The sequence below is a fragment of the Cereibacter azotoformans genome (assembly GCF_021391315.1).
In the GTDB taxonomy this organism is placed as follows: Bacteria; Pseudomonadota; Alphaproteobacteria; order Rhodobacterales; family Rhodobacteraceae; genus Cereibacter_A; species Cereibacter_A azotoformans.
The window spans coordinates 2087759-2111038 of sequence record NZ_CP090021.1; the positions used below are offsets into that span (position 1 = coordinate 2087759).

General features: G+C 68.1%; 22 protein-coding genes. 11 read left to right on the forward strand and 11 right to left on the reverse strand.

Translation table 11 applies throughout. The annotated features are described in order from the left end of the window. Positions 1-37: 37 nt before the first annotated feature. From LV780_RS10440 to LV780_RS10450, 4 genes are all read right to left on the reverse strand, one after another. The gene (locus LV780_RS10440) at positions 38-439 is read right to left on the reverse strand and encodes a hypothetical protein (protein ID WP_101341301.1); all 402 of its coding nucleotides are present in this window, start codon (positions 437-439) and stop codon (positions 38-40) included. A 72-nt stretch (positions 440-511) separates the two neighbouring features. Beyond that, complete coding sequence (locus LV780_RS21940; protein ID WP_044248239.1) at positions 512-646, reverse strand: hypothetical protein; 135 nt, start codon at positions 644-646, stop codon at positions 512-514. A 214-nt stretch (positions 647-860) separates the two neighbouring features. Beyond that, positions 861-1211: a DUF6497 family protein gene (locus LV780_RS10445; protein ID WP_108220337.1), complete on the reverse strand. Its 351-nt coding sequence runs from the start codon at positions 1209-1211 to the stop codon at positions 861-863. A 123-nt stretch (positions 1212-1334) separates the two neighbouring features. After that, complete coding sequence (locus tag LV780_RS10450) at positions 1335-2867, reverse strand: acyl-CoA carboxylase subunit beta (protein ID WP_011909265.1); 1533 nt, start codon at positions 2865-2867, stop codon at positions 1335-1337. A 129-nt stretch (positions 2868-2996) separates the two neighbouring features. On the opposite strand from LV780_RS10450, the gene LV780_RS10455 reads away from it, so the two are divergent. From LV780_RS10455 to pccR, 3 genes are all read left to right on the forward strand, one after another. Next, positions 2997-3350: a DMT family protein gene (locus LV780_RS10455; protein WP_011909266.1), complete on the forward strand. Its 354-nt coding sequence runs from the start codon at positions 2997-2999 to the stop codon at positions 3348-3350. 35 nt (positions 3351-3385) lie between these two features. Continuing rightward, the gene (locus LV780_RS10460; RefSeq protein WP_108220336.1) at positions 3386-4606 is read left to right on the forward strand and encodes a multidrug effflux MFS transporter; all 1221 of its coding nucleotides are present in this window, start codon (positions 3386-3388) and stop codon (positions 4604-4606) included. A 61-nt stretch (positions 4607-4667) separates the two neighbouring features. Continuing rightward, positions 4668-6053: a propionyl-CoA assimilation transcriptional regulator PccR gene (pccR, locus tag LV780_RS10465; protein ID WP_117345015.1), complete on the forward strand. Its 1386-nt coding sequence runs from the start codon at positions 4668-4670 to the stop codon at positions 6051-6053. Positions 6054-6360: 307 nt separating this feature from the next. On the opposite strand, the gene LV780_RS10470 is transcribed toward pccR, so the two are convergent. The 4 genes from LV780_RS10470 to betI form a co-directional block, all read right to left on the reverse strand. Beyond that, positions 6361-7005, reverse strand: a complete 645-nt coding sequence (locus LV780_RS10470; protein ID WP_117345016.1) for a thermonuclease family protein — start codon at positions 7003-7005, stop codon at positions 6361-6363. A gap of 102 nt (positions 7006-7107) precedes the next feature. Continuing rightward, a complete protein-coding gene (gene betA, locus LV780_RS10475; RefSeq protein ID WP_117345017.1) occupies positions 7108-8754 on the reverse strand; it encodes a choline dehydrogenase in 1647 nt (548 codons plus the stop codon). Between the two features lie 9 nt (positions 8755-8763). Continuing rightward, the gene (gene betB, locus LV780_RS10480; protein ID WP_108220333.1) at positions 8764-10215 is read right to left on the reverse strand and encodes a betaine-aldehyde dehydrogenase; all 1452 of its coding nucleotides are present in this window, start codon (positions 10213-10215) and stop codon (positions 8764-8766) included. Next, positions 10212-10796 carry a transcriptional regulator BetI gene (gene betI, locus LV780_RS10485; RefSeq protein WP_101341295.1) on the reverse strand — a complete coding sequence of 195 codons (585 nt, stop codon included), beginning with the start codon at positions 10794-10796 and terminating at the stop codon, positions 10212-10214. Before betI ends, betB begins: the two co-directional genes overlap by 4 nt. 88 nt (positions 10797-10884) lie before the next feature. On the opposite strand from betI, the gene choX reads away from it, so the two are divergent. The 3 genes from choX to choV all read left to right on the forward strand — a co-directional run bounded on the left by choX (position 10885) and on the right by choV (position 13806). After that, positions 10885-11811 carry a choline ABC transporter substrate-binding protein gene (choX, locus tag LV780_RS10490; protein WP_108220332.1) on the forward strand — a complete coding sequence of 309 codons (927 nt, stop codon included), beginning with the start codon at positions 10885-10887 and terminating at the stop codon, positions 11809-11811. Positions 11812-11944: 133 nt separating this feature from the next. After that, positions 11945-12781: a choline ABC transporter permease subunit gene (choW, locus tag LV780_RS10495; protein ID WP_108220331.1), complete on the forward strand. Its 837-nt coding sequence runs from the start codon at positions 11945-11947 to the stop codon at positions 12779-12781. Further along, positions 12778-13806, forward strand: a complete 1029-nt coding sequence (choV, locus tag LV780_RS10500) for a choline ABC transporter ATP-binding protein (RefSeq protein WP_011909275.1) — start codon at positions 12778-12780, stop codon at positions 13804-13806. Before choW ends, choV begins: the two co-directional genes overlap by 4 nt. Here choV and topA read toward each other — a convergent pair whose 3' ends face one another. Continuing rightward, positions 13807-16464 (reverse strand): type I DNA topoisomerase, encoded by a 2658-nt coding sequence (gene topA / locus LV780_RS10505; protein WP_108220330.1) that lies wholly within the window; start codon positions 16462-16464, stop codon positions 13807-13809. Between the two features lie 88 nt (positions 16465-16552). Continuing rightward, on the reverse strand, positions 16553-17662 hold the full coding sequence (dprA, locus tag LV780_RS10510; protein ID WP_108220329.1) for a DNA-processing protein DprA: 1110 nt from the start codon (positions 17660-17662) through the stop codon (positions 16553-16555). Between the two features lie 119 nt (positions 17663-17781). Here dprA and LV780_RS10515 point away from each other — a divergent pair, with 119 nt between their 5' ends. The 3 genes from LV780_RS10515 to LV780_RS10525 are packed head-to-tail and all read left to right on the forward strand — an operon-like array spanning position 17782 to position 19652. Further along, a complete protein-coding gene (locus tag LV780_RS10515; protein WP_108220328.1) occupies positions 17782-18525 on the forward strand; it encodes an energy-coupling factor ABC transporter ATP-binding protein in 744 nt (247 codons plus the stop codon). Next, entirely contained in the window at positions 18500-19096 is a 597-nt protein-coding gene (locus LV780_RS10520; protein WP_044248244.1) for an energy-coupling factor transporter transmembrane component T family protein, read from the forward strand. The genes LV780_RS10515 and LV780_RS10520 overlap by 26 nt, the downstream gene beginning before the upstream one ends. Before the next feature lie 13 nt (positions 19097-19109). Then, a complete protein-coding gene (locus tag LV780_RS10525) occupies positions 19110-19652 on the forward strand; it encodes a biotin transporter BioY (protein ID WP_011909280.1) in 543 nt (180 codons plus the stop codon). 52 nt (positions 19653-19704) lie between these two features. Here LV780_RS10525 and metF read toward each other — a convergent pair whose 3' ends face one another. Then, on the reverse strand, positions 19705-20571 hold the full coding sequence (gene metF / locus LV780_RS10530) for a methylenetetrahydrofolate reductase [NAD(P)H] (RefSeq protein WP_108220327.1): 867 nt from the start codon (positions 20569-20571) through the stop codon (positions 19705-19707). A 94-nt stretch (positions 20572-20665) separates the two neighbouring features. Here metF and LV780_RS10535 point away from each other — a divergent pair, with 94 nt between their 5' ends. After that, a complete protein-coding gene (locus tag LV780_RS10535; RefSeq protein WP_011909282.1) occupies positions 20666-21571 on the forward strand; it encodes a LysR family transcriptional regulator in 906 nt (301 codons plus the stop codon). Positions 21572-21697: 126 nt separating this feature from the next. Continuing rightward, positions 21698-23212, forward strand: a complete 1515-nt coding sequence (locus tag LV780_RS10540; protein ID WP_011909283.1) for an inorganic phosphate transporter — start codon at positions 21698-21700, stop codon at positions 23210-23212. Positions 23213-23280: the final 68 nt, after the last annotated feature.

A 23280-nucleotide genomic window follows, 5' to 3' on the forward strand; every position in this document is an offset into this window, starting at 1 on the left:
TTCGGCCGCAGGAGCAGGAGCTTGCGCGGAAGCACGCCTATTCCTCCTCCTCGTCGCCCCAATCGTCCTCGTCCTGGAAGGAGGTCGATGCGTCGGGGGCAAAGATCTCGGGAAAGGCGGCCTCGGCCTTGCGCCGGTCGATCCGCAGCAGCGCGTCGTAGGATTCGGGATCGAACGGATCCTCGGCCGGCACCACTTCGCGGCCGAAGAGCCACGAGAGGCGCCCCGCGTCGAGGTTGCCACGTTCGAACGGTTCCTCGCCGAAATGCTCCCACAGGGCCGTGAGAAAGCCCAGGTCGGCGGCCCGGTCCACGGCCTTGCGGTCGCGGTAACGCTCGCGCCGGATGATGCGCGTGGCGCCGTCCTTGTTGGCGCGGCGGATCGTGTATTGAAGGTCGGTGCCGGGATAGCGGCTGGGGAAGCCCCGATGCTTCAGCATGCCACGCCCTCCCCGGTCAGGAGGGCGGGAAGGTAGGCGGGCCGGAGATGCTCGACGGCCCGCCCGGGCAGATTACTTGTACTTGCCCGTGTAGACCGGCTCAGCCGTGACGGCCGGCTGTTCCACGTAAACCGTTTCCTCTTTCTTCGCGCAGGCAGCGACGAACGCAACCATGCACAGCGCGAAAACAACAGTGCTCTTCGACATCCTCTACTCCATTTATCATTGCAAGCCGACGCAGAGGATCCTTCCTCTCCGTGGACTTCCTGCGAGGCATAGACCGCTTGGGTTCGGTCGTCCACCATCGTATCTGATCCCCCAAGCGATTGACACATCATGCGTTTCAAACCGTCGCCCTGTGACTCTTCTACATCAGCCCGCCGCTCGGCGCCGAAAGGGACCACAATAGATGGTGCTGTCATCAGAAGGCCTCCAAGATACAGTGGCCATCCTGAATGCTGAAGGCCTCGAAATATTGTGTCGCCTCGGGGTCGGCGGCGCCGAAGGGCAGCGGCCGGTCCGAGAAGGAGATGATCACCTGCTCCGGCTGGGGCAGGACGTCGGCGATCTTCGGCACGACATAAGCCTGGCAGAGCGCGAGCATGTCCGCGAAGGCCGTGTCATAGTCGATCCCTCCGCCGCTCCCGATGCCGGGGGCGAGGAAGCGGAAGCGGAACGTAAGGCCCGAAGGCCCCGGCTCGTTCCAGATCGTGTCCAGAAGCGTGACCACCTGGCCCGAGGGCACCGGAATCAGCCCTGCCGCATCCGTCATGCCGTGCACCGCCGATCCGGCCGGGCCTCTGCGGCCTGTCCGATCAGGGCCGCGGCGGATCCGGGCGCCCCTGCAGCGCCCGGCGCGACGACACGTCTCATCTTCCCCTCCCCTTCCGTGGTGTCAGAGGGGGATGTTATCGTGCTTCTTCCAAGGATTGCTGAGTTTCTTGTTCCGCAGGCTGGCAAAGGCGCGCGACACCCGGCGACGGGTCGAATGCGGCATGATCACCTCGTCGATGAAGCCGCGCTCGGCCGCCACGAAGGGGTTCTCGAACCGATCCTTGTATTCCTTGGTGCGGGCCGCGATCTTCTCGGCATCGCCCAGCTCGGAGCGATAGAGGATCTCGGTCGCGCCCTTGGCGCCCATCACCGCGATCTCGGCGGTGGGCCAGGCGTAGTTGAAGTCGCCGCGCAGGTGCTTGGAGGCCATGACGTCATAGGCACCGCCATAGGCCTTGCGGGTGATGACCGTGACCTTCGGCACGGTCGCCTCGCCATAGGCGAACAGAAGTTTCGCGCCGTGCTTGATGACGCCGCCGTATTCCTGGCCCGTCCCCGGCAGGAAGCCCGGCACGTCCACCAGCGTCAGGATCGGGATGTTGAAGGCGTCGCAGAAGCGCACGAAGCGCGCAGCCTTGCGGCTCGAGTCGATGTCGAGGCAGCCCGCCAGCACCATCGGCTGGTTCGCCACCACGCCGACCGTCTGGCCCTCCATGCGGATGAAGCCGGTGATGATGTTGGCCGCGAAGTCCTTCTGGATCTCGTAGAAGTCGCCCTCGTCCGCGATCTTCAGGATCAGTTCCTTCATGTCGTAGGGCTGATTCGGGTTGTCCGGGATCAGCGTGTCGAGGCTGTCCTCGATCCGGGCCACGTCGTCGAAGAACGGGCGCACCGGGGCGGGCGTGCGGTTCGACAGCGGCAGGAAATCGACCAGACGGCGAATCTCGTAAAGGGCTTCCACGTCGTTCTCGAAGGCGCCATCGGCCACGGAGGACTTTTTCGTGTGGGTCGAGGCACCGCCCAGCTCCTCGGCGGTCACGACCTCGTTCGTCACGGTCTTCACCACGTCGGGGCCGGTGACGAACATGTAGGAGGTGTCCTTCACCATGAAGATGAAGTCGGTCATGGCGGGCGAATAGACCGCGCCGCCGGCGCAGGGCCCCATGATCACCGAGATCTGCGGGATCACGCCCGAGGCCATGATGTTGCGCTGGAACACGTCGGCATAACCGGCGAGCGAGGCCACGCCCTCCTGGATCCGCGCGCCGCCCGAGTCGTTCAGCCCGATCACCGGCGCGCCGTTCTGCATCGCCATGTCCATGATCTTGCAGATCTTCTGGGCGTGCGTCTCCGACAGAGAGCCGCCGAACACCGTGAAGTCCTGGCTGAAGACATAGACCATGCGGCCGTTGATCGTGCCCCAGCCGGTCACGACGCCGTCGCCTGCGGGCCGGTCGTCCTGCATCCCGAAATCGGTGCAGCGGTGGCGCACGAACATGTCGAACTCCTCGAACGAGCCTTCATCGAGAAGCAGTTCGATCCGTTCGCGGGCCGTCAGCTTGCCGCGCTTGTGCTGGGCATCGACACGGCGCTGCCCGCCCCCGGCGCGGGCGATCGCGCGACGATCTTCGAGTTCCTGGAGAATGTCTTTCATGGCCTTGCCCCCCGAATTTCGGCGCACCATAGTCAGGAGCCCGCTGCTGCGAAAGAAAATTTCGGGATATTTGCAAATTACTTTGCCAGCGCAGCGTGCAAATCGCAAATCCGCAAACAGGACCCCTCCATGCCTACGCTTCCGGTGCCTTTCGTCACCATCGGGCTTCTTCTCGCGTCGAACATCTTCATGACCTTCGCCTGGTACGGGCACCTGAAGTTCAAGACCGCGCCGCTTCTCATCGTCATCTTCGCGAGCTGGGGGATCGCCTTCTTCGAATATCTCCTTCAGGTGCCGGCGAACCGGATCGGACACGGCCATTTCTCGGCCGCCGAACTCAAGACCATCCAGGAGGTGATCACGCTGGCCGTCTTCGCCGCCTTCTCGGTGCTCTACCTGAAGGAGCCGCTGCAATGGAATCATCTGCTCGGATTTGCCTTCATCGGGCTGGGGGCTTTCTTCATCTTCCATCGCTGGAGCTGATGGACAGTTCGTCGCAGGAGGCCTAACTCTCGACGATGCTTGCCCTGCCCCCTCCCCGCTTCCTGAACCGGCAGTCGCCGCCCCACATCATCACGCTCGTGATGCTGACGGGGCTTGCGGCGCTGTCGATGAACATCTTCCTGCCCTCGCTGCCCGGCATGGCCGCCTGGTTCGAGGCGCCCTACCAGCTGCTCCAGCTGTCGGTCGCGCTCTATCTCGGCCTGAGCGCGGTCTTGCAGGTGCTGGTCGGGCCGATCTCGGACCGGTTCGGGCGGCGCAGCGTGATCCTGTGGTCGCTCGGGCTCTTCCTTCTGGCGACGGTGGGGACGCTCGTGGCGCCCACGGCCGAGGTCTTCCTCTTCTTCCGCATGGCGCAGGCGGTGATTGCCGCAGGGATCGTGGTCAGCCGGGCGGTCGTGCGCGACATGGTGCCGGATGAGCAGGCGGCCTCGATGATCGGCTATGTCACGATGGGCATGTCGCTGGTGCCGATGATCGGGCCGGTGATCGGCGGCGTGCTGGACGAGCTGTTCGGCTGGCATGCGAACTTTGCGCTGCTGCTGGCGCTGGGGGTGGCGGTCACGGCGCTGGTCTGGGCCGATCTGGGCGAGACATCCGAGATCCGGCCGGTCAGCTTCGGGGCGCAGATGCGGCAATATCCGGCGCTGCTCGGCTCGCAGCGGTTCTGGGGCTATGTGCTTTGCGCGGCCTTCGCCTCGGGCTGCTTCTTCGCCTATCTCGGCGGCGCGCCCTTCGTGGGGACCGAGATCTTCCACCTCTCCTCCTCGCAGGTGGGAATCTACTTCGCCGCCCCCGCCATCGGCTACGCGGTCGGCAACTTCCTGTCGGGCCGTTACTCGATCCGCATGGGCATGAACCGGATGGTGCTCTGGGGGTCGGTGGCCACGACCGGCGGGCTGGCGATCCTGATGGGCGGCACGCTGGCGGGGCTGCACCATCCCACCTTCTTCTTCGGCATGATGACGGCCGTGGGGCTGGGCAACGGCATGGTGCTGCCCAACGCCAACGCCGGGATGCTGTCGATCCATCCGCAGCTTGCGGGCACGGCCTCGGGCCTCGGCGGCGCGATCATGATCGGCGGCGGCGCGGCGCTGGCCGCGCTCGCCGGTGCGGTGCTGACCGTCGAAGGCGGAGAGATGCCGCTGATCGTCATCATGCTGGTTTCGGGCCTCGCCTCGATCGCGGCCATCCTGTGGGTGATCCGGCGCGCCCGGTCGCTCGGCCTGCCCACCTGACGGGGCCGTTGACGCGCACCCTTTGCAAAGGCACAACCAGCTTTGCAAAGGGAGGCCGGAGATGGCGCAGAAACTCTACGCCGGGGCGAAACTGCGCGAGCTTCGGGTCAAGCTCGGCCTGACGCAGAAGGTCTTTGCCGAGCGGCTGGGCGCCTCGCTGCCCTATCTCAACCAGATGGAGAACAACCACCGGCCCGTCTCGGCCACCGTGGTCCTCGCGCTTGCGCAGGAGTTCGGGGTGGATGTGACCAAGCTCACCACCTCCGAGGCCGAGCGGATCGTCACCGACATGCGCGAGGCGCTGGCCGATCCGATCTTTACCGACAGCCCGCCGCTCGCCGACCTGAGGCTCGTGGCCTCGAACGCCCCGGCGCTGGCGCGGGCCTTTCTCGACCTGCACCGCGCCTACCGCCAGACGCACGAGCGCCTCGCCTCGCTCGACGAGGCGCTGGGGCGGGATGAGGCCGACCTGCGCCCCTCGCCCTGGGAGGAGGTGCGCGATTTCTTCCACTATTGCGACAATTACATCGACGCGGTGGACCGCGCGGCCGAACATTACGCAGCCCCCGGCGGGGTCCGGCGCGACATCCTCGCCGCCGCGATGGAGACGCTGGCGCGGGCGGGGATCGAGCTGCAGATCTCGGACATGCCGGCCATCCGCAGCCGCGAGGGCAATGCGCTGCGCCTGTCGGCACGCGCCGCCGCGCCCACACAGCGGTTCCAGCTTCTGCATCAGGTGGCGCTGCTGACGCAGAACGACCTGCTCGAGGCGACGCTGGATCTCGCACGGTTCCAGACGCCCGAGGCGCGCGAGATCGCCAAGATCGGTCTGGCCAACTATTTCGCAGGGGCGGCCCTCCTGCCCTACCGCCCCTTCCTGCAGGCGGCGGCCGAGACGCGGCACGATCTGGAGCGGCTGGCCGACCTGTTCGGCGCCTCGATCGAGCAGGTGGCGCACCGGCTGTCCACCTTGCAGCGGCCCGGCGCCAAGGGCGTGCCCTTCTTCTTCGTGCGGGTGGATCAGGCGGGCACGATCACCAAGCGCCATTCGGCCACGCGCTTCCAGTTCGCGCGCTTCGGCGGGGCCTGCCCGCTGTGGAACGTCCACCGCGCCTTCGAGACGCCGGGCCAGTTCCTGCGCCAGCTCGCCCAGACGCCTGACGGAGTGCGCTACCTGCTGCTGGCGCGGGACGTGTCGAAACCGGGGGGGTCGTTCACGGCGCCCGTGCGCCGCTACGCCATCGGGCTCGGCTGCGAGCTGCAGCACGCCGATGCGCTGGTCTATGCGGACGGGCTCGATCTGAAGGGGAGGTTCGAGCCGATCGGCATCTCCTGCCGGATCTGTGACCGGCAGGAGTGCCACCAGCGGTCTGTGCCGCCGCTGGAAAAGCGCCTTCGGGTGGACCCCGACCGGCGCGGGTTGTTGCCCTACGAGATTGTCGATTAGCAGGTCGCCCATGGGCGGCCTGCAAGCCGTCTCATATGCACGCGCTCATGGCGCGATCCTCATCCGGTGCGTGCCCGGGTCAGCGGTCCGAGGTGGGACCCTGTGAACCACGAGGTTCAGCCGCGTTCATTCCAGACAAGACGCGCAAAATGCGGGTCGGATTTCCTGAGGGTGCCGCTCGTCCCGGTCACGTCCGGAAGATCCGCCATCAGCTCGTGCGGGGTGTGGATCATGCCGTGCTCCCTCTTGGTTTCGTTAAGGAAAAGCTAGCCCGGAGATTCTTTTCGCGCCTTGACGCGCATCAATGTCAGCGGCGCGCCGGGCGAAAGCCCGCCGACTCGGCCTCGCGCGCGCTGCAGAACCACCGTTCCTCGGGGCCGGATATGACGGTGCGATCGTAATCCGCCTGCGCCGGCAGATGGTAGATCCGGCCGTTCTTCGAGACATTGCCCTTGATCGCGCACTCGCCCGGCGGAGGCGGCGCCGGCGGACTGTGGCGATAATCCTCGGGGCGCTGCATCGGCCCGGACCAGACGCCCGTCCCCTCCGCCTGCGCCCGCCCCTCCTCGCCGACATAGCGCATGGAATAGCGCCGGTAGGCGAGCGCCGCACCCGACCGCACCATGCGCGCGCCGACATCCTGCCCATCCACCTCGCAGGTGGCGAGAAGCCGCCCGTAGCGATCGCGTTCGGCCCCGGTGCAGCGGACCTGCCCGCCGCCCAGCAACAGCTCGAGCCGCTCGGTCGCCCATTCCCCGCAGGACCACAGGAGATCGCGCTCGCCGCAGGTCTGGTTGCGCTCGGGCGCGTCGATTCCGAACAGGCGCACGCGGACGCCCTCGATTTCCAGCGTGTCTCCGTCGATGACGCGCGCGGGTCCCTCGAGGGCCGCAGCGGCCCCGGCGGACGGCATCAGGGCGAGCAGAACGAGAAGCGAACAAAGTCTTAACATGCCGGCAGGCTTCGACGCTCGGGCGCCGAAAGGCAAGCCGGAAGTTAAGGAAGGGTTAAGAAAGGATTAAGGAAGAGCTAAGGAACGTTGAAAACCTCAACTTCACCTCTGCGCCACGCGCCAGTTCGGGTTCACCACGGGCTCGTGGTTCAAGGGCGCCAGCGGCGTCCGGCCGAGCACATGGTCCGCCGCCTTCTCGCCCACCATCATCGAGGGGGCGTTCAGGTTTCCGTTCGTCACCCGCGGGAAGATCGAACTGTCGGCCACGCGCAGCCCCGCCACGCCGATCACCCGGCATTCGGGATCGACCACCGCCATCGGATCGTCCGCCCGCCCCATCCGCGCCGTGCCGCACGGGTGGTAGGCGCTCTCGACATGCTCGCGGATGAAGGCGTCGATCTCGTCATCGGACTGGCAGGCCGGCCCGGGCTGGATCTCGCCCTTCACGAAGGGGCGGAAGGCCTCCTGCCCGAAGATCTCGCGCGTGAGGCGGATGCAGCGGCGGAAGTCGTCCCAGTCCTCGGGCGTGGACATGTAGTTGAAGCGGATTACCGGGGCGGCCTCGGGATCGGCCGACCGCAGCGTGACCGACCCGCGCGAGGGCGAGCGCATCGGTCCGACATGGACCTGAAAACCGTGCCCCTCGGCCGCGGCCTTGCCGTCATAGCGCACGGCGATCGGCAGGAAGTGATACTGGATGTCGGGATAATCCACCCCGGGCCTGGAGCGGATGAAGGCGCAGGCCTCGAACTGGTTCGAGGCGCCAAGGCCGCGCCCCGTAAACAGCCACTGCGCGCCGACCATCACCTTGCCGCGCAGGTTCCAGTGCTTGAAGAGCGTGACCGGCAGGAGGCTTGCGTATTGCATGTAGACCTCCAGATGATCCTGGAGGTTCCGGCCCACGCCCAGCCGGTCGGCCACCACGGGCAGCCCATGCTCGGCCAGATGCGCGGCCGGCCCTATGCCCGACAGCATCAGCAGTTTCGGCGTGTTGATCGAGGAGGCGGCGAGGATCACCTCGCGCCCCGCCCGGATCACCTCGCGCCGACCGCGGCGCTGAACCTCGACGCCGACCGCCCGGCCCTCCTCGATCACCACGCGCAGTGCGAGCGCGCGCGTGACCTTGACGCCGAACCGCTTCATGGCGGGCTTGAGATAGGCGTTGGCCGCCGACCAGCGCCGGCCCTGCCAGATCGTGGCCTCCATCGGGCCGAAGCCCTCCTGCGCGGCGCCGTTGTAGTCTTCGGTGACCGGATAGCCGGCCTGCCGGCCCGCCTCGATGAAGGCGTTGAACAGCGGGTTCGAACGTGGCCCCCGCGTCACATGCAGCGGCCCGTCATGGCCGCGCCAGTCCACGTCGCCCGGAACGTGCCAGTTCTCCATCCGCTTGAAATAGGGCAGCACATCGGCAAAGCCCCAGCCCGCAGCCCCCGCCTCGGCCCAGTGGTCGAAGTCGCGCGCATGGCCGCGGACATAGACCATGCCGTTGATCGAGGACGAGCCCCCGATCACCTTACCGCGCGGCGTGGCCAGCACCCGCCCCCCCAGATGCGGCTCGGGCTCGGTCTTCAGGCCCCAGTCGTAGATCCCCATGTTCATCGGATAGGAGAGCGCCGCCGGCATCTGGATGAAGGGGCCGGCATCGGTCCCCCCATGCTCGATGACCAGCACCGAACGGCCCGCCTCGCCCAGCCGGTAGGCCATGGCACAGCCGGCCGAGCCGGCACCCACGATCACATAATCGAACATCGCGGTTCCTCAGTAGGGGGCGTCCACCGGCCCCATGCCGACATAGACCGACTTCACCTGCGTGTAGTGCTCGACGGCCGCGCGGCCGTTCTCGCGGCCCACGCCCGACATCTTGACCCCGCCGAAGGGCGCCTCGACCGGCGTCAGGTTGTAGGCGTTGATCCAGCAGGTCCCGGCCTGCAGCTGCGCCACCACCCGGTGCGCCCGCGTGAGATCGGCCGTGAAGACCCCGGCGGCAAGCCCGAAGTCGGTGGCGTTCGCCCGCGCGATCACCTCCTCCTCGGTCTCGAAGTCGAGGACCGCCATCACCGGCCCGAAGACCTCCTCGCGCGCGAGGGTCATGGTGTCCGTCACATCGGCAAAGACCGTGGGCTGGACGTAGCAGCCCGGGCTGACCGAGGCTTCGCCGCCGCAGACCAGCCGCCCCCCCTCGGCGCGGGCCTTCTCGATATAGCCCAGCACCTTCTCGAGCTGCGCCTGCGACACCAGCGGGCCCATCTGCACCTCGGGGTCCAGCGGATCGCCCATGCGGATCGCATCGGCGCGCTCGGCCAGACGCGCAAGGAACGCCTCCTTGAGGCCCCTCTGCACGAAGACCCGCGTCCCGTTCGAGCAGATCTGGCCCGACGAATAGAAGTTGCCCAGCATCGCCGCGCCGATGGCGCTTTCGAGATCGGCGTCGTCAAAGACGATCAGCGGCGACTTGCCGCCCAGTTCCATCGTGACATGGCGCACGCCCTCGGCCGCGGCGGCATAGACGCGCCGGCCCGTAGGCACCGAGCCCGTCAGCGAGACCTTGGCCACCCGGCTGTCGCTCACCAGCGCAGCGCCCACCGCGCCGCGCCCCTGCACCACGTTGAACAGCCCCGGCGGCAGGCCCGCCTCGATCAGGATCTCGGCCAGCTTCAGCGCGCCGAGCGGCGTCACCTCGGACGGCTTGAACACCATCGCATTGCCGAGGGCCAGCGCCGGCGCCGCCTTCCAGCAGGCGATCTGGCTGGGGTAGTTCCAGGCCCCGATGCCCACGCAGAGACCCAGCGGCTCGCGGATTGTATAGACGAAATCCTGCCCCAGCGGGACCGTCTCGCCCGTCACCGCGGGCGCGAGGCCCGCAAAGAACTCCAGCGCGTCCGCGCCCGAGGGCCAGTCCGCCACCAGGGTCTCCTGCAGCGGCTTGCCGGTGTCGAGCGTCTCGAGGATGCTCAGCTCCTCGTTGCGCGCGCGGATCAGGTCCGAGGCACGGCGCAGGATGCGGGCCCTCTCGACGGGGCGCAGCGCGGCCCAGTCCTTCTGCGCCCGCGCGCCGGACGCCAGCGCCGCCTCGATCACGGCGGGCGTGGCCTCGTGCAGGCGCGCGATCTCCTCGCCATTGGCCGGGTGGATCACGGGGATCGGCGCGCCGGCCGCATCCTCGAGCGGGCGGCCGTCAACGAAATGGCTGGCGGCGGGCTGGGCTCTCACGGGGTCGGTTCCTTCAGATGGGATTTCAGATAGGCGCGGGCACAGGCGACGGCGGCCGCGCCATCGGGCGGGCCGTCCTTCAGCACCTCGCGCAGATAGAGGCCGTCAATCAGGGCGCCGAGCCCGTCGGCCAGCTCGCCCGCCTGCGCCCCGGCCAAGGGCCGCAACCCCACAAGCAGATTCGACCGCAGCCGGCGCTGATAGATCCCGAGAAGCCTCCGGGCCTCGGGCACCGTCTGGGCCAGCACATAGAAATTCAGCCAGGCCCCCACCACCTCGCGGCGGAAATTGGTGGGCGAGAACGAGGCCTGCAGGATCGCGGTGATCCGCGCCTCGGGCGTGCGAACCCCCTTCAGCGCGCCGCGGACCTCGGCCCCATAGAGCGACAGGACGTGACTCATCGCCGCAAGGAAAAGGGCTTCCTTCCCACCGAAATAGTGATGCGCCAGCGCGGAAGACATGCCGGCCTGTCGAGCGATCTGACTCACCGTCACATCGAGAGAACCTGCCCGGCCGATCTCGGCGATCGTGGCTTTGACGAGCGCGGCCTTTCGGATAGGCTCCATCCCGAGTTTCGGCATGTGAAGGACACCTGATTTTGTGGTTGCCAAGCCGGGAGCTATCGTGAAGTTTATTGACTCGTCAATCAACAAAAAACGGGGAGACACCATGACGCCCATCCGACAGGCCCTGCTGGCCGCCGCCTCCACCCTGGCCCTTGCGGGACCTGCGCTCGCCCAGGACCAGTGCCGCGAGGTGACCTTCTCCGATGTCGGCTGGACCGACATCACCGTGACCACCTCGGCCACCCGCCAGATCCTCGAGGCCCTGGGCTACGAGGTCGAGGTGGACATCCTCGGCGTGCCGGTCACCTATGCCTCGATGGACAAGGGCGACGTGGATGTGTTCCTCGGCACCTGGCTGCCGGCGCAGGAGGGGGCGATCGGCCCCTATCTCGAGAAGGGCACGATCGAGGAGATCACGATCAACCTCGAGGGCACGAAATACACGCTCGCCGTGCCCACCTACCTCTACGACAAGGGCCTGAAGACCTATGCCGACATCGCCAGCTTCAAGGACGAGCTGGATGGCAAGGTCTATGGGATCGAGCCCGGCAACGAGGGAAACGAATATCTCCTCAGCCTGACCGAAGCCGGCAACCCGCTCGAGGGCTTCGAGGTCGTCCAGAGTTCCGAGCAGGGGATGCTGGCGCAGGTCGCCCGCTTCTACCCGCAGGAAAAGGGCGTGGTCTTCCTCGGCTGGGAGCCGCACCCGATGAACGCCACCTTCTCGCTGAAATACCTGCCGGGCGGCGAGGACTTCTTCGGCGAGGAAGGCGTGGTCAAGACCGTGGCGCGCAAGGGCTTCAAGGAGGAATGCCCCAACGTGACCAAACTGCTGTCGCAGCAGAAGTTCAGCCTGCCCATGGAAAACGAGATCATGGGCAAGATCCTCGACGACGGGATGGAGCCCGACGCGGCCGTGCTCGAATGGCTGAAGGCCAACCCGGACACGATCGACCCGTGGCTCGCGGGCGTGACCACGACCGACGGCCAGGAAGGCCTTCCGGTGGTGAAGCAGACCCTCGGCCTCTGAGGCTGCGCCTCCGGCCGCGTTCCGCAGGGATCAGCCCCCGGGGCGCGGCTTCCGGGGCTTCGGCCGTCCGGGCAGATCGCCCCGACCCGCCCGAAGCCCCGCCTCGGATCGATCCACAACAGACGGGGTGCGCATGCTGGATTGGCTGACCGACCACAAGTTGCCAGTCGGCCGCTGGTCGAAGATGATGTTCGACTGGCTCAACGCGAACGGCGGGCCGTTCTTCGACCTGATCAGCCGCATGATGCAGGCGGTGATCGACGCGATACTGGGCGTGCTCGGGGCCTCGCCTCCGCTCCTGATCATCGCGATCCTGGCGGGCCTCGCCTGGTATCTCCAGCGCAGCTGGCGCGTGGCGGCCCTGGTGGTGGTGGGCTTCGCCTTCATCCTGAACCAGGGCTACTGGCGCGAGACGATGCAGAGCCTCACGCTCATCCTGCTCGCCTGCGTCACCTGCATGGCGATCGGAGTGCCGCTCGGGATCGCCGCGGCGCACCGGCCGCGCCTCTACCAGGTCATGAGCCCGATCCTCGACCTGATGCAGACGCTGCCGACCTTCGTCTATCTCATCCCGGCCATCGTCTTCTTCGGCCTGGGCATGGTGCCGGGCCTGATCGCCACCGTGATCTTCGTGCTGCCCGCCCCGATCCGGCTGACGCATCTCGGCGTCTCCTCCACCCCCCTCGCCCTCAAGGAAGCCGCGACGGCCTTTGGCGCCACTCCGCGCCAGAGGCTCTGGAAGGTCGAACTGCCCTGGGCGTTTCCGCAGATCATGACCGGCCTCAACCAGACCATCATGCTGTCGCTGTCGATGGTGGTGATCGCGGCGCTGGTGGGGGCGAACGGCCTTGGCGTGCCGGTGGTGCGCGCGCTCAACACCGTCAACACCGCGCTCGGCTTCGAGTCAGGCTTCATCATCGTCGTGGTGGCGATCATTCTCGACCGCATGCTGAGGGTCACGCGCAAATGACCGCCGTGGAATTCGACCGGGTCTCCATTGTCTTCGGAGACGATCCCCAACGCGCCCTGCCGCTGATGGACCGGGGCAGGAGCCGGGCCGAAGTGCAGGCCGAGACCGGACAGGTGCTGGGCGTGCACGACTGCTCGCTGAGCGTGGCCGAGGGCGAGATCCTCGTGCTGATGGGCCTCTCCGGCTCGGGCAAGTCCACGCTGCTGCGCGGCGTGAACGGGCTCAACCCGGTGGTGCGGGGCGAGGTGCGGGTGTCGGACGGCGACCGGATGATGTCGGTGACGAACGCCACCCCCGCCGACCTGCGCCGGCTCCGCCTCAGCCATATCGCGATGGTCTTCCAGCAGTTCGGCCTCCTGCCCTGGCGGACGGTGCGCGACAATGTGGGGCTGGGTCTCGAGATGGCGGGAATGTCCGCGCGGGACCGGCGGGCGCTGGTGGACGAGCAGTTGACGCTGGTCAACCTCTCGGCCTGGGCCGACCGCAAGGTGGGCGAGCTGTCAGGGGGGATGCAGCAGCGGGTGGGCCTCGCCCGCGCCTTCGTGACCCAGGCGCCGATCCTGCTGATGGACGAGCCCTTCTCCGCGCTCGACCCGCTGATCCGCTCGCGCCTGCAGGACGAGCTTCTGGACCTTCAGCGCAAGTTGCGGCGCACCATCATCTTCGTCAGCCACGACCTCGACGAGGCCTTCAAGATCGGCAACCGCATCGCGCTGATGGAGGGCGGGCGGATCGTCCAGTGCGGCACCGCGCGCGAGATCATCGCCAACCCGGTCTCGGATTACGTCGCCGATTTCGTGGCCCACATGAACCCGCTGGGCGTGCTGACCGCGCGCGACGTGATGGAGGCCGGGCCCTCCGCCGCGGGCCAGAGCGTCGGCGCCGACGCCACGGTGCGGACGGTGATGGAGAAGCTGCGCGACGGCGCGAACGAGCTTGCCGTGACCGAGGGCGGATCGGTGATCGGCACCATCCGCCCGGCTTCGGTCATGGGCCGTCTGATCGATCCGCGCGGAACGGTCTGATCAGGCGGCGTCGGTGTCCGGCGCCGTCTTCTTCCTCCCAGAGGCCTTCGGGGCCGCCTTCTTGGCCGCGGCCTTCTTCGGCGCGGCCTTCTTCGCCTCGCCCTCGGCCTTGGTGGCCTTCTTCGGCTCTCCCTCGGCCTTGGCGGCCTTCCGGGCGGGTGCCTTCTTCTTCGGCGCCTTGCCCGCCTTCTCGGCCACCAGCGCAAGAGCCTCCTCAAGGGTGATCGCCTCGGGCTCGACCCCCTTCGGCAGGGTCGCGTTCACCTTGCCCCACTTGACGTAAGGCCCGTAACGCCCCGGCATCACGGCCAGAACTCCGCCGTCGGGATGCTCTCCCAACTCCTTGATCGGCTGCGCCGGGGCCGAGGCACCGCGCCGGCCGGCGGCCTTCTGCGCCAGAACCTCGACGGCGCGGTTCATGCCGATGGTGAAGACGTCCTCGACATCGGGCAGATTCGCATAGGTCGAGCCGTGCTTGACGTAAGGTCCGTAGCGGCCGATCGCAGCCTCGACCGGCTGACCGTCCTCGGGGTGCTGCCCGACCAGCCGAGGCAGGTTCAGCAGCATCAGCGCCCGCTCGAGATCGACCGAGTCCGGCGCCCAGCCCTTGGGCAGGCTGGCCCGCGGCGGCTTCGGCACCTCGGCCGTCGCCTCGCCCCTCTGCACATAAGGACCAAACCGGCCCGAGCGCAGCGTGATCGGCTGGCCATCCTCGTCATGACCAAGGAGCTTGCCATCGGGCGAGATCGCGTTGTCCTCATCGCCCGTGACCGAGATCGGCCGCGTGTAGCGACATTCCGGGTAGTTCCCGCAGCCGATGAAGGCCCCGCCGCCCCGCGCCGTCTTCAGATGCAGACGCCCCGAGCCGCAGGTCGGGCAGATCCGGGGATCGGACCCGTCGGGCCGCGGCGGGTAGAGATGGGGCGCGAGGAAATCGTCGAGCTTGTCGAGCACCTCGCCGATACGCAGATCGGCCGTTTCCGCCACCGCCGCCGAGAAATCGCGCCAGAACCGCGCCAGCACTTCCTTGTAGTTCCGCTCGCCGGCCGAGACGTCGTCAAGCTCGCCTTCCAGATCGGCGGTGAAATCGTATTCGACATATTTGCGGAAGAAGTTCGCAAGGAAGGCTGTCACCAGCCGCCCCTTGTCCTCGGGAATCAGCCGGTTCTTGTCCTTCCGCACATACTCCCGGTCCTGGATCGTCGAGACGATGCTGGCATAGGTCGAGGGCCGGCCGATGCCGAGTTCCTCCATCCGCTTGACCAGTGTCGCCTCGGTATAACGCGGCGGCGGCTGGGTGTGGTGCTGCTCGGGCGTGATGGACTTCTTGTCCACCGCCTCGTTTGCCATGATCTGCGGCAGGCGGCCCTCGTCCTCGTCGCCCTCGCCGCGGTCGTCGCGGCCTTCCTCATAGACCTTGAGGAAGCCGTCGAAGAGCACCACCTGCCCCGTCGCGCGCAGCCCCACCTGCCCGTCCGCCGAGGCAATCTCGACCGTGGTCCGCTCCAGCCGGGCGGCCGCCATCTGGCTGGCCAGCGTCCGCTTCCAGATCAGTTCGTAAAGCTTGCGCTGGTCGGCGTCGGTCAGACCCAGCTTCTCGGGCGAGGCCGACATGTCGGTGGGCCGGATGCACTCGTGGGCTTCCTGCGCGTTCTTGGCCTTGTTCTTGTACATGCGGGGGCTGTCGGGGACATAGTCCGCCCCGAACCGCCGCTTGATCTCGTCGCGCGCGGCCATGACGGCCTCGGGCGCCATGTCGATGCCGTCCGTCCGCATGTAGGTGATGTGGCCGGCCTCATAGAGCCGTTGCGCCGCCGACATGCACTGTTTCGCGCCCATGCCGAACTTGCGACTCGCCTCCTGCTGCAGGGTCGAGGTCATGAAGGGCGCGGACGGGTTGCGGCTGGCGGGCTTGGCCTCGATGGAGGCGACCTTGAGGGGCCGTGAGGTCACGGCCTGCACCGCCAGTTCCGCGGCCTCGGCGGTGGGCAGGTCGAACTTGTCGAGCTTCTTGCCGCCCAGACCGGTCAGACGCGCCTCGAACTCCTGCCCGCGCGGGGTGACGAGCACGGCCGAGACGGTCCAGAACTCGCGGGCACGGAAGGCCTCGATCTCCATCTCGCGCTCGACGATCAGGCGCAGGCAGACCGACTGCACCCGCCCCGCCGATTTCGCCCCCGGCAGCTTGCGCCAGAGCACCGGGGACAGCGTGAAGCCCACCAGATAATCCAGCGCACGGCGGGCGAGATAGGCCTCGACCAGCGCCGTATCGACCTGCCGCGGCGCCTTCATCGCCTCGGTCACCGCGGCCTTGGTGATCGCGTTGAAGGTCACCCGGCTGACGGTCTTGCCCTTCTTCAGCGACGAGGCCAGCGCCTCCTGCAGGTGCCACGAGATCGCCTCGCCCTCGCGGTCGGGGTCGGTGGCGAGGATCAGCGTGTCATCGGTCTTCAGCGCCTCGGCGATCGCGCGGACGTGTTTCTTCGAGTCGGCCGCAACCTCCCAGGTCATGGCAAACTCATGCTCGGGATCGACCGATCCATCCTTGGCCGGCAGGTCGCGGACATGCCCGTAAGAGGCCAGAACCGTATAGTCGGAGCCCAGGTATTTGTTGATAGTCTTGGCCTTGGCCGGGCTTTCGACGACGACGACAGCCATGGAACCCTCTCTGCGGATTGGCGCGGAACCATGTGGGGGATCACGCGCCAATGTCAATGCGCGGCTCGGGGGCGACCGAGGTGGCCGATCATGCCGGACGGGACACGAGGCCCCCCGGATAGCGCTGGATGCGACCCTCGAGTTCGAGCGCCACCAGCTCCTGCGCGACGCGCCCCGCGGGCAGCGACAGGTCGCGGATCAGCTGATCCTCGGGCACGGGAACGGGGCCGAGCCGGTCGAAGATCAGGCTGTGGACAGGCGCCACATCGCAAAGCGGGCGCCGCGGCGGATCGGGCTGCGGATCGGAAGGCGCGGCGGCCCGAAGGGTGCCGATGGCCTCGATCACATCGGCCGCATGGCGCACGAGGGTCGCACCCTCTCGGATGAGCTGGTTGCCGCCGGCCGCCCGCGGATCGAACGGGTGTCCGGGAACCGCCAGCACCTCGCGCCCCTGCTCGAGCGCCTCCCTTGCGGTGATGAGGCTGCCCGAGCGGGCCGCGGCCTCGACCACCACCACCGCCTGCGCCAGCCCCGAGACGATGCGGTTGCGCTGCGGGAAATGGCGGGCCTGCGGCACGAGCCCCATCGGCTGCTCGGAGATCCGGCAGCCGGCGGCGGCGATACGGCCGGCCAGCGCCGCATTTTCCAAAGGATAGATCACATCCACCCCGCCCGCCTGAACCGCGACCGTGCCACGGTCGAGGGCGGCCTCATGCGCCTCGGCGTCGATCCCGCGGGCGAGGCCCGAGACGACCACATAACCCGCCTCGCCCAGCGCCGCCGCCAGCTTGCGCGCCATCCTGAGCCCGAGGCTCGAGGCGTTGCGCGCCCCCACCAGCGCGACCATCGGCCGCGCGAGAAGCGCGGCGTCTCCCTGCAGCCAGAGGATCGGCGGCGCATCGGCGATCTGGGCCAGCGCGGCGGGATAGGCCGGATCGTCGAGGCAGATCATTGCGGCCCCCTGCGCGCGTCCGGCGGCCATCTCCTTCAGCGCGACGGGAACCGGGCAGACCTCGTACCGCTCGATCCCGGCCGCGGACGCGATGCCGGGCAGCGCCTCGAGCGCCTGGGTGGCGCTGCCATGCTCGGCCATCAGGCGCCGCCATGTCGCGGGCCCCACCCGGCGCGAGCGGATCAGCCGCAGCCGGTCCACGCGCTCGCGGTCGGGAAAGGAGGGATTCTGTGCCTGTGGCCGCATGGTTGCCTCGGATGGACCAGCGTCGGACAATGGCGACGAATGATTAACGACAGGTGAATGCCTCAGATCGCGTGGCGCTGCCGCTTGACAGCCGTGCCCGGCGCGGCTAAGAGGCCGGAATGCAGCACGCCTCCTCGCCTTCGGACATGGGCATCCGCCTCGATCGCGCCACCTACGCGGCTGGCGGGCGCACGATTCTGTCGGGGATCTCGTTGCATCTGACCGAGCGGCGGATCGGCATCCTCGGACCCAACGGCTCGGGCAAGACGACGCTCCTGCGCCTGATGGCCGGGCTGGTGGCGCCGACCGATGGCCGGGTGACGGTCGAGGGGATCGAGCCCGCCTCGGACCGGCGGGCGATGCTGGGGGCGATCGGCATCCTCTTCCAGAACCCCGAGCACCAGATCATCTTTCCCACCGTCGAGGAGGAGCTCGCGTTCGGCCTGAAGCAGATGGGACGCAGCGCCGCCGAGGCGCGCCGGGCGGCGCGCGACCTGCTGGCCGCCCACGGGCGCGCCCATTGGGCGGCGGCGTCGGTCGCCACCCTGTCGCAGGGCCAGAAGCAGTTTCTCTGCCTGCTGTCGGTGCTGGCGATGGCGCCGCGCACCATCCTGCTCGACGAGCCCTTCTCGGGCCTCGACCTTCCGACGCAGATCCGCCTGTCGCGCAGGCTGGCCGCGCTGCCCCAGCGCCTCGTGACGATCTCGCACGATCCGGCCGCGGTCGCAGACCATGACCGGGTGATCTGGCTGGAACAGGGCCGGGTACGGGCGGATGGACCCGCGCCCGAGGTGGCTTCGGCCTTCCGGGCCGAGATGGAGCATCTGGGGGGCCTCGATGCTGACGCTGACCTCGCCGGTTGAGACCCGCCTGCACCGCCTGCCCGCGGGGCTGAAGCTCGGGGCGCTGGCGCTGGCTGCGGTGGCCCTCGCCCCGCTCGAGGGGCTGCCGGCGCTGGGGGCGGCATTGGCGGGCACACTCGCGCTCTATGCGGCACAGGGGCTCGAGTTTGCGCGCCACGGGCTCAGGATGCTGCGGCCGCTCTGGCCGTTTCTGCTCATCCTCGCGCTCTGGCACGGCTGGACGGGCGAGATCGAGCGCGGCGCCGGCATCGGAGTGAAGCTTCTGATCGCGGTGGCGCTGGCCAATCTGGTGACCATGACGACACGGCTCGACGCGATGATCGCCGTGCTCGAGCGGCTCGCCCGGCCGCTGCGTCGCCTCGGACTCGAGCCGCACCTGCTGGCCGTTTCCATCGCGCTTGTCATCCGCTTCACGCCGGTGCTACTTGCGCGTGCAGAGCGGCTCATTGAAGCCTGGCGGGCACGAAGCGCGCGACGCCCCACCTGGAGGATCGTCGTTCCGCTGGCCCTTGGGGCGCTCGACGATGCCGAACAGGTGGCAGAGGCGCTGCGCGCCCGGGGCGGATTGTAGGGAGAAGGACTTCATGGAACGCAACGTCGCCTATGTGGCGCTTTTCGCGGCGCTGATCGCCGTGCTCGGCCTCGTGCCGCAGATCACGCTCATGTCGGGCGTGCCGATCACCGCGCAATCGCTGGGCGTGATGCTCTGCGGCGCCGTTCTCGGCGCGCGCAAGGGCGCCCTTGCGGTGCTGCTGTTCCTGGTGCTGGTGTTCCTCGGGCTGCCGCTTCTGTCGGGCGGCCGTGGCGGGATCGGCGTGCTGGCGGGCCCGACGGCGGGCTTTGTCGTGGGCTTCCCGGTGGCGGCCTTCGTGACCGGCCTCGTGGTCGAGAAATGGCGCGCCCCGGTGACATGGTCGGCGCTGGCCGGCAGCATCCTCGGCGGGATCGTGGTGCTTTACGGCTTTGGCGTGGTGGGCATGGCCTGGAAACTGGGCAAGACGCTGCCCGAGGCCGCGCTTCTGCTGACGCCCTTCCTGGCGGGCGACCTGATCAAGGCCGTCGCCGCCGCGCTGGTGACCCGCGGGCTTGAGCAGGTCCGGCCCTGGATGGTGCTCTCGCGCGCCTGAAACGACGGCGCCCGGGAGCTCCCCGGGCGTCCTTCCCTACGCTGCCGGCCGATTAGGCCACGTTCTGCAGGGCCACCTCGGGCAGGATGCCGAGCGCGTGGCAGACCTCGCGCGTCAGGGTCGGGCGGTTCAGCGTGTAGAAGTGCAGATCCTCCACCCCTTCCGACAGCAGCCGGTCGCACAGCTCGGTGCAAAGCGCCACCGAGAACAGCTCTTCCCGGTCGTCCCGCTTGGCGTTGGCGAAGGCCTCGTCGAGCCAGCCCGGCACCTGCGCCCCGCAGCGGGCGGCGAACTTCTTCACCCCTGACCAGTTCTCGATCGGCAGGATGCCGGGAATGATCGGGGCGCGGATCCCCTCCTTCACGCAGAGATCGCGGAAGCGCAGGAAGGTATCGGCCTCGAAGAAGAATTGGGTGATGGCCGAACTCGCGCCCGCCTCGATCTTGCGCTTGAGCCAGCGCACATCGGCCAGCGTGTCGGCCGAGTCGGGATGCGGCTCGGGGTAGGCGCCGACATGGAGCTTGAACTTGCCGGTGGCGGCCAGCGCCTCGACCAGCTCGATGGAATTGGCAAAGCCCTCGGGATGCGGCGTGAACCGCTCGGCCCCCTTGGGCGCGTCACCCCGGAGCGCCACGATCTCGGTCACGCCGGCCTCGGCGTAGGAATTCGCGATCTCGAGCGTCTCGGCCTTCGTCGCATCGACGCAGGTCAGGTGCGCGGCCACGTTCAGCTTGTAGTGGTTGTGGATCGTCTCGACCGCATCATGGGTCAGCTTGCGCGTGGTGCCGCCCGCGCCGTAGGTCACCGACACGAAGTCGGGCTTCAGCGGCGCCAGCATCTGCGCCGTCTCCCACAGCCGGAAGGACGCCTCGAGCGTCTGCGGCGGGAAGAACTCGAACGAGATGCGCGGTCTGGCCATGGGACTGTCTCCTGTTCCTTGCCTCTCTTGTGGCAGCATCGGCCATGTGAGACAAATTCATAATGCTCAAGATCAATATGAGGCGAATTGTAACATGCACCTCGAACTCCGCCACCTGCGCACCATCCGCGCGATCCATCAGGCGGGGGGTCTGGCGCGCGCGGCCGACATGCTGAACATGACCCAGTCGGCCCTGTCGCATCAGGTCAAGGGGCTGGAGGACCAGGCCGGGATCGAGCTTTTCGTGCGCCGTTCCAAGCCCTTGAAGCTGTCGGCCGCCGGCGTGCGGATGCTGCGGCTGGCCGAGCGCATCCTGCCCGAGATCGACGCGCTGGAAGACGAGTTCCGCGCGCTCCGCTCGGGGCGCACGGGGCGGCTGCATATCGCCATTGAATGCCATGCATGTTTCGAGTGGCTGTTTCCCGTGCTGGAGCTGTTCCGCCACGCCTGGCCCGAGATCGACGTGGACATCCGGGCGGGCCTCGCCTTCGAGGCCCTGCCCGCGCTGATGCGCGAGGAGGTGGACCTCGTGATCTCCTCGGATCCGGTGACGGTCGAGGGCATGGTCTTCAATCCGCTCTTCGACTACCACCCGACCTTCGTCGCCGCGTCCTCCAACCCGTTGGCGCAAAGGGATTTCATCTCGGCCGAGGATTTCCGCGACCAGATGCTGATCACCTACCCCGTCTCGCGCGACAAGCTCGATGTCTTCACCGAGGTGCTGACACCGGCCAAGGTCGAGCCGCGCGGAACCCGGCAGGTCGAGCTGACGGCCGTGATCCTGATGCTGGTGGCCTCGAATCGCGGAGTGGCCGTGCTGCCCGACTGGGTGCTGCGCGACATCCGCAGCCATGCCGATTATGTGACCCGCCCGCTGGGGCCGCAGACGGTGACCAAACGCCTCTATGCCGCGACGCGGGCCGAGGATGCGACCAAGCCTTTCATGGCCCATTTCCTGAGGTTGGGCCGGACCGAGCCGGTCAAGCTGCAGAGAAGCTGACGGGAACAAAGCCGCGCACACGACGTCGCAACCGGATGGCGCCGCGCGCCACCGGGCGGAATCACATTGCCCGAAGAAGCGCAAAACGATACCTCCACCGCGCAAAACTCACATGACAGGCCTGGAATGACCCTCCCACCGACCCGTCCTGCCGATACGACGCCCGACGGCGCGAGCCCCTCGATCAACCAGTGGAAGACACTCGACAAGGACCTGAAGCGGATCGTCCAGCTCGAGGAGGCCGGCCAGTTCGTCGGCCGCCCCCTGATCTCGATCGGGGTCGCGCTCGTCTTCATCGTGGTGGCGGGCGTGGCGGCCTCGCTGATCACCGGAGGGACGCCCAACTCGCTGGTGATCGTCGCGGCCGCGGCCTTCGGCGCCTACATGGCGATCAACATCGGCGCCAACGACGTGGCCAACAACATGGGCCCCGCGGTCGGTGCCAATGCCCTGACGTTGACCGGGGCGCTCGCCATCGCCGCCATCTTCGAGACGGCGGGCGCGCTGATCGCGGGCGGCGATGTGGTGAGCACCATCTCGGGCGGGATCGTGGATCCGGCCTCGGTCGCCGAGGCGGGGATCTTCGTCTGGGCCATGATGGCCGCGCTGATCGCGGCGGCGGTCTGGCTCAACATCGCGACCGCCATCGGCGCGCCGGTCTCGACGACCCATTCGATCGTGGGCGGCGTCATGGGGGCGGGGATCATGGCCGCCGGCATGTCGGCGGTGAACTGGCCGGTGATGGGCCAGATCGCCGCGAGCTGGGTGATCTCTCCCGTCCTCGGCGGCGTCTTTGCGGCGCTCTTCCTCGCCTTCATCAAGAACCGGCTGCTCGACGCCGAGGACAAGATCGCGGCCGCCCGCCTGTGGGTGCCGCTGCTGATCGGGGTGATGGCGGCCGCCTTTGCGACCTATCTGGCGCTCAAGGGGCTGCGGAAGGTCATGGAGGTGCAGCTTCCGGCGGCGGTGATGATCGGCCTCGCGATCGGCGTGGCGACGGTTTTCCTCACCCGGCCGCTGGTGCGGCGCCAGTCCGAGGGGATGGAGAACCGCAAGAAATCGCTCAAGAAGCTGTTCGGACTGCCGCTGGTGGTGTCGGCGGCCCTGCTGTCCTTTGCCCATGGCGCCAACGACGTGGCCAACGCGGTGGGCCCGCTGGCGGCCATCGTCCATGCGGTCTCGAACGGCGACACGGCGGCCAGGGTGGCGATCCCGCTCTGGGTCATGATCATCGGCGCGGGCGGCATCTCCTTCGGCCTCGTGCTCTTCGGGCCGAAGCTGATCCGCATGGTCGGGTCCGAGATCACCAAGCTGAACCCGATGCGGGCCTATTGCGTGGCCCTCTCGGCTGCGATCACTGTCATCGTGGCGTCGGGGTTGGGGCTGCCCGTGTCCTCGACCCACATCGCGGTGGGCGGCATCTTCGGCGTGGGCTTCTACCGCGAATGGCAGGCCGAACGTCGCAGCCGGGCCCTCGGGCTGATCAAGGGCAAGCCGCTGCCGCCCGACGAACGCAAGCGCCGCAAGCTGGTGCGGCGGGCGCATTTCCTCACCATCGGCGCGGCGTGGGTTGTCACCGTGCCGGCGACGGCGCTGCTGTCGGGGGCGGTCTTCGTGGCACTGCGCACCTTCGCGGGCTGAGGGGCCGAGGGCGCGGCGGCGGGGGCCGCGTTCCTCCCTTCCCTTCCGCCTCGCCTCGCCTTATAGCA

What these genes read in the sequence shown, in the direction of transcription:
- LV780_RS10440 (WP_101341301.1), bottom strand. Translation starts at nt 439, where the DNA reads ATGCTGAAGCATCGGGGCTTCCCCAGCCGCTATCCCGGCACCGACCTT.
- LV780_RS10455 (WP_011909266.1), top strand. Translation starts at nt 2,997, where the DNA reads ATGCCTACGCTTCCGGTGCCTTTCGTCACCATCGGGCTTCTTCTCGCG.
- pccR (WP_117345015.1), top strand. Translation starts at nt 4,668, where the DNA reads ATGGCGCAGAAACTCTACGCCGGGGCGAAACTGCGCGAGCTTCGGGTC.
- choW (WP_108220331.1), top strand. Translation starts at nt 11,945, where the DNA reads ATGCTGGATTGGCTGACCGACCACAAGTTGCCAGTCGGCCGCTGGTCG.
- LV780_RS10470 (WP_117345016.1), bottom strand. Translation starts at nt 7,005, where the DNA reads ATGTTAAGACTTTGTTCGCTTCTCGTTCTGCTCGCCCTGATGCCGTCC.
- LV780_RS10460 (WP_108220336.1), top strand. Translation starts at nt 3,386, where the DNA reads ATGCTTGCCCTGCCCCCTCCCCGCTTCCTGAACCGGCAGTCGCCGCCC.
- choX (WP_108220332.1), top strand. Translation starts at nt 10,885, where the DNA reads ATGACGCCCATCCGACAGGCCCTGCTGGCCGCCGCCTCCACCCTGGCC.
- choV (WP_011909275.1), top strand. Translation starts at nt 12,778, where the DNA reads ATGACCGCCGTGGAATTCGACCGGGTCTCCATTGTCTTCGGAGACGAT.
- LV780_RS21940 (WP_044248239.1), bottom strand. Translation starts at nt 646, where the DNA reads ATGTCGAAGAGCACTGTTGTTTTCGCGCTGTGCATGGTTGCGTTCGTC.
- dprA (WP_108220329.1), bottom strand. Translation starts at nt 17,662, where the DNA reads ATGCGGCCACAGGCACAGAATCCCTCCTTTCCCGACCGCGAGCGCGTG.
- betI (WP_101341295.1), bottom strand. Translation starts at nt 10,796, where the DNA reads ATGCCGAAACTCGGGATGGAGCCTATCCGAAAGGCCGCGCTCGTCAAA.
- LV780_RS10525 (WP_011909280.1), top strand. Translation starts at nt 19,110, where the DNA reads ATGGAACGCAACGTCGCCTATGTGGCGCTTTTCGCGGCGCTGATCGCC.
- metF (WP_108220327.1), bottom strand. Translation starts at nt 20,571, where the DNA reads ATGGCCAGACCGCGCATCTCGTTCGAGTTCTTCCCGCCGCAGACGCTC.
- LV780_RS10445 (WP_108220337.1), bottom strand. Translation starts at nt 1,211, where the DNA reads ATGACGGATGCGGCAGGGCTGATTCCGGTGCCCTCGGGCCAGGTGGTC.
- betA (WP_117345017.1), bottom strand. Translation starts at nt 8,754, where the DNA reads ATGTTCGATTATGTGATCGTGGGTGCCGGCTCGGCCGGCTGTGCCATG.
- LV780_RS10520 (WP_044248244.1), top strand. Translation starts at nt 18,500, where the DNA reads ATGCTGACGCTGACCTCGCCGGTTGAGACCCGCCTGCACCGCCTGCCC.
- LV780_RS10535 (WP_011909282.1), top strand. Translation starts at nt 20,666, where the DNA reads ATGCACCTCGAACTCCGCCACCTGCGCACCATCCGCGCGATCCATCAG.
- topA (WP_108220330.1), bottom strand. Translation starts at nt 16,464, where the DNA reads ATGGCTGTCGTCGTCGTCGAAAGCCCGGCCAAGGCCAAGACTATCAAC.
- LV780_RS10515 (WP_108220328.1), top strand. Translation starts at nt 17,782, where the DNA reads ATGCAGCACGCCTCCTCGCCTTCGGACATGGGCATCCGCCTCGATCGC.
- LV780_RS10450 (WP_011909265.1), bottom strand. Translation starts at nt 2,867, where the DNA reads ATGAAAGACATTCTCCAGGAACTCGAAGATCGTCGCGCGATCGCCCGC.
- LV780_RS10540 (WP_011909283.1), top strand. Translation starts at nt 21,698, where the DNA reads ATGACCCTCCCACCGACCCGTCCTGCCGATACGACGCCCGACGGCGCG.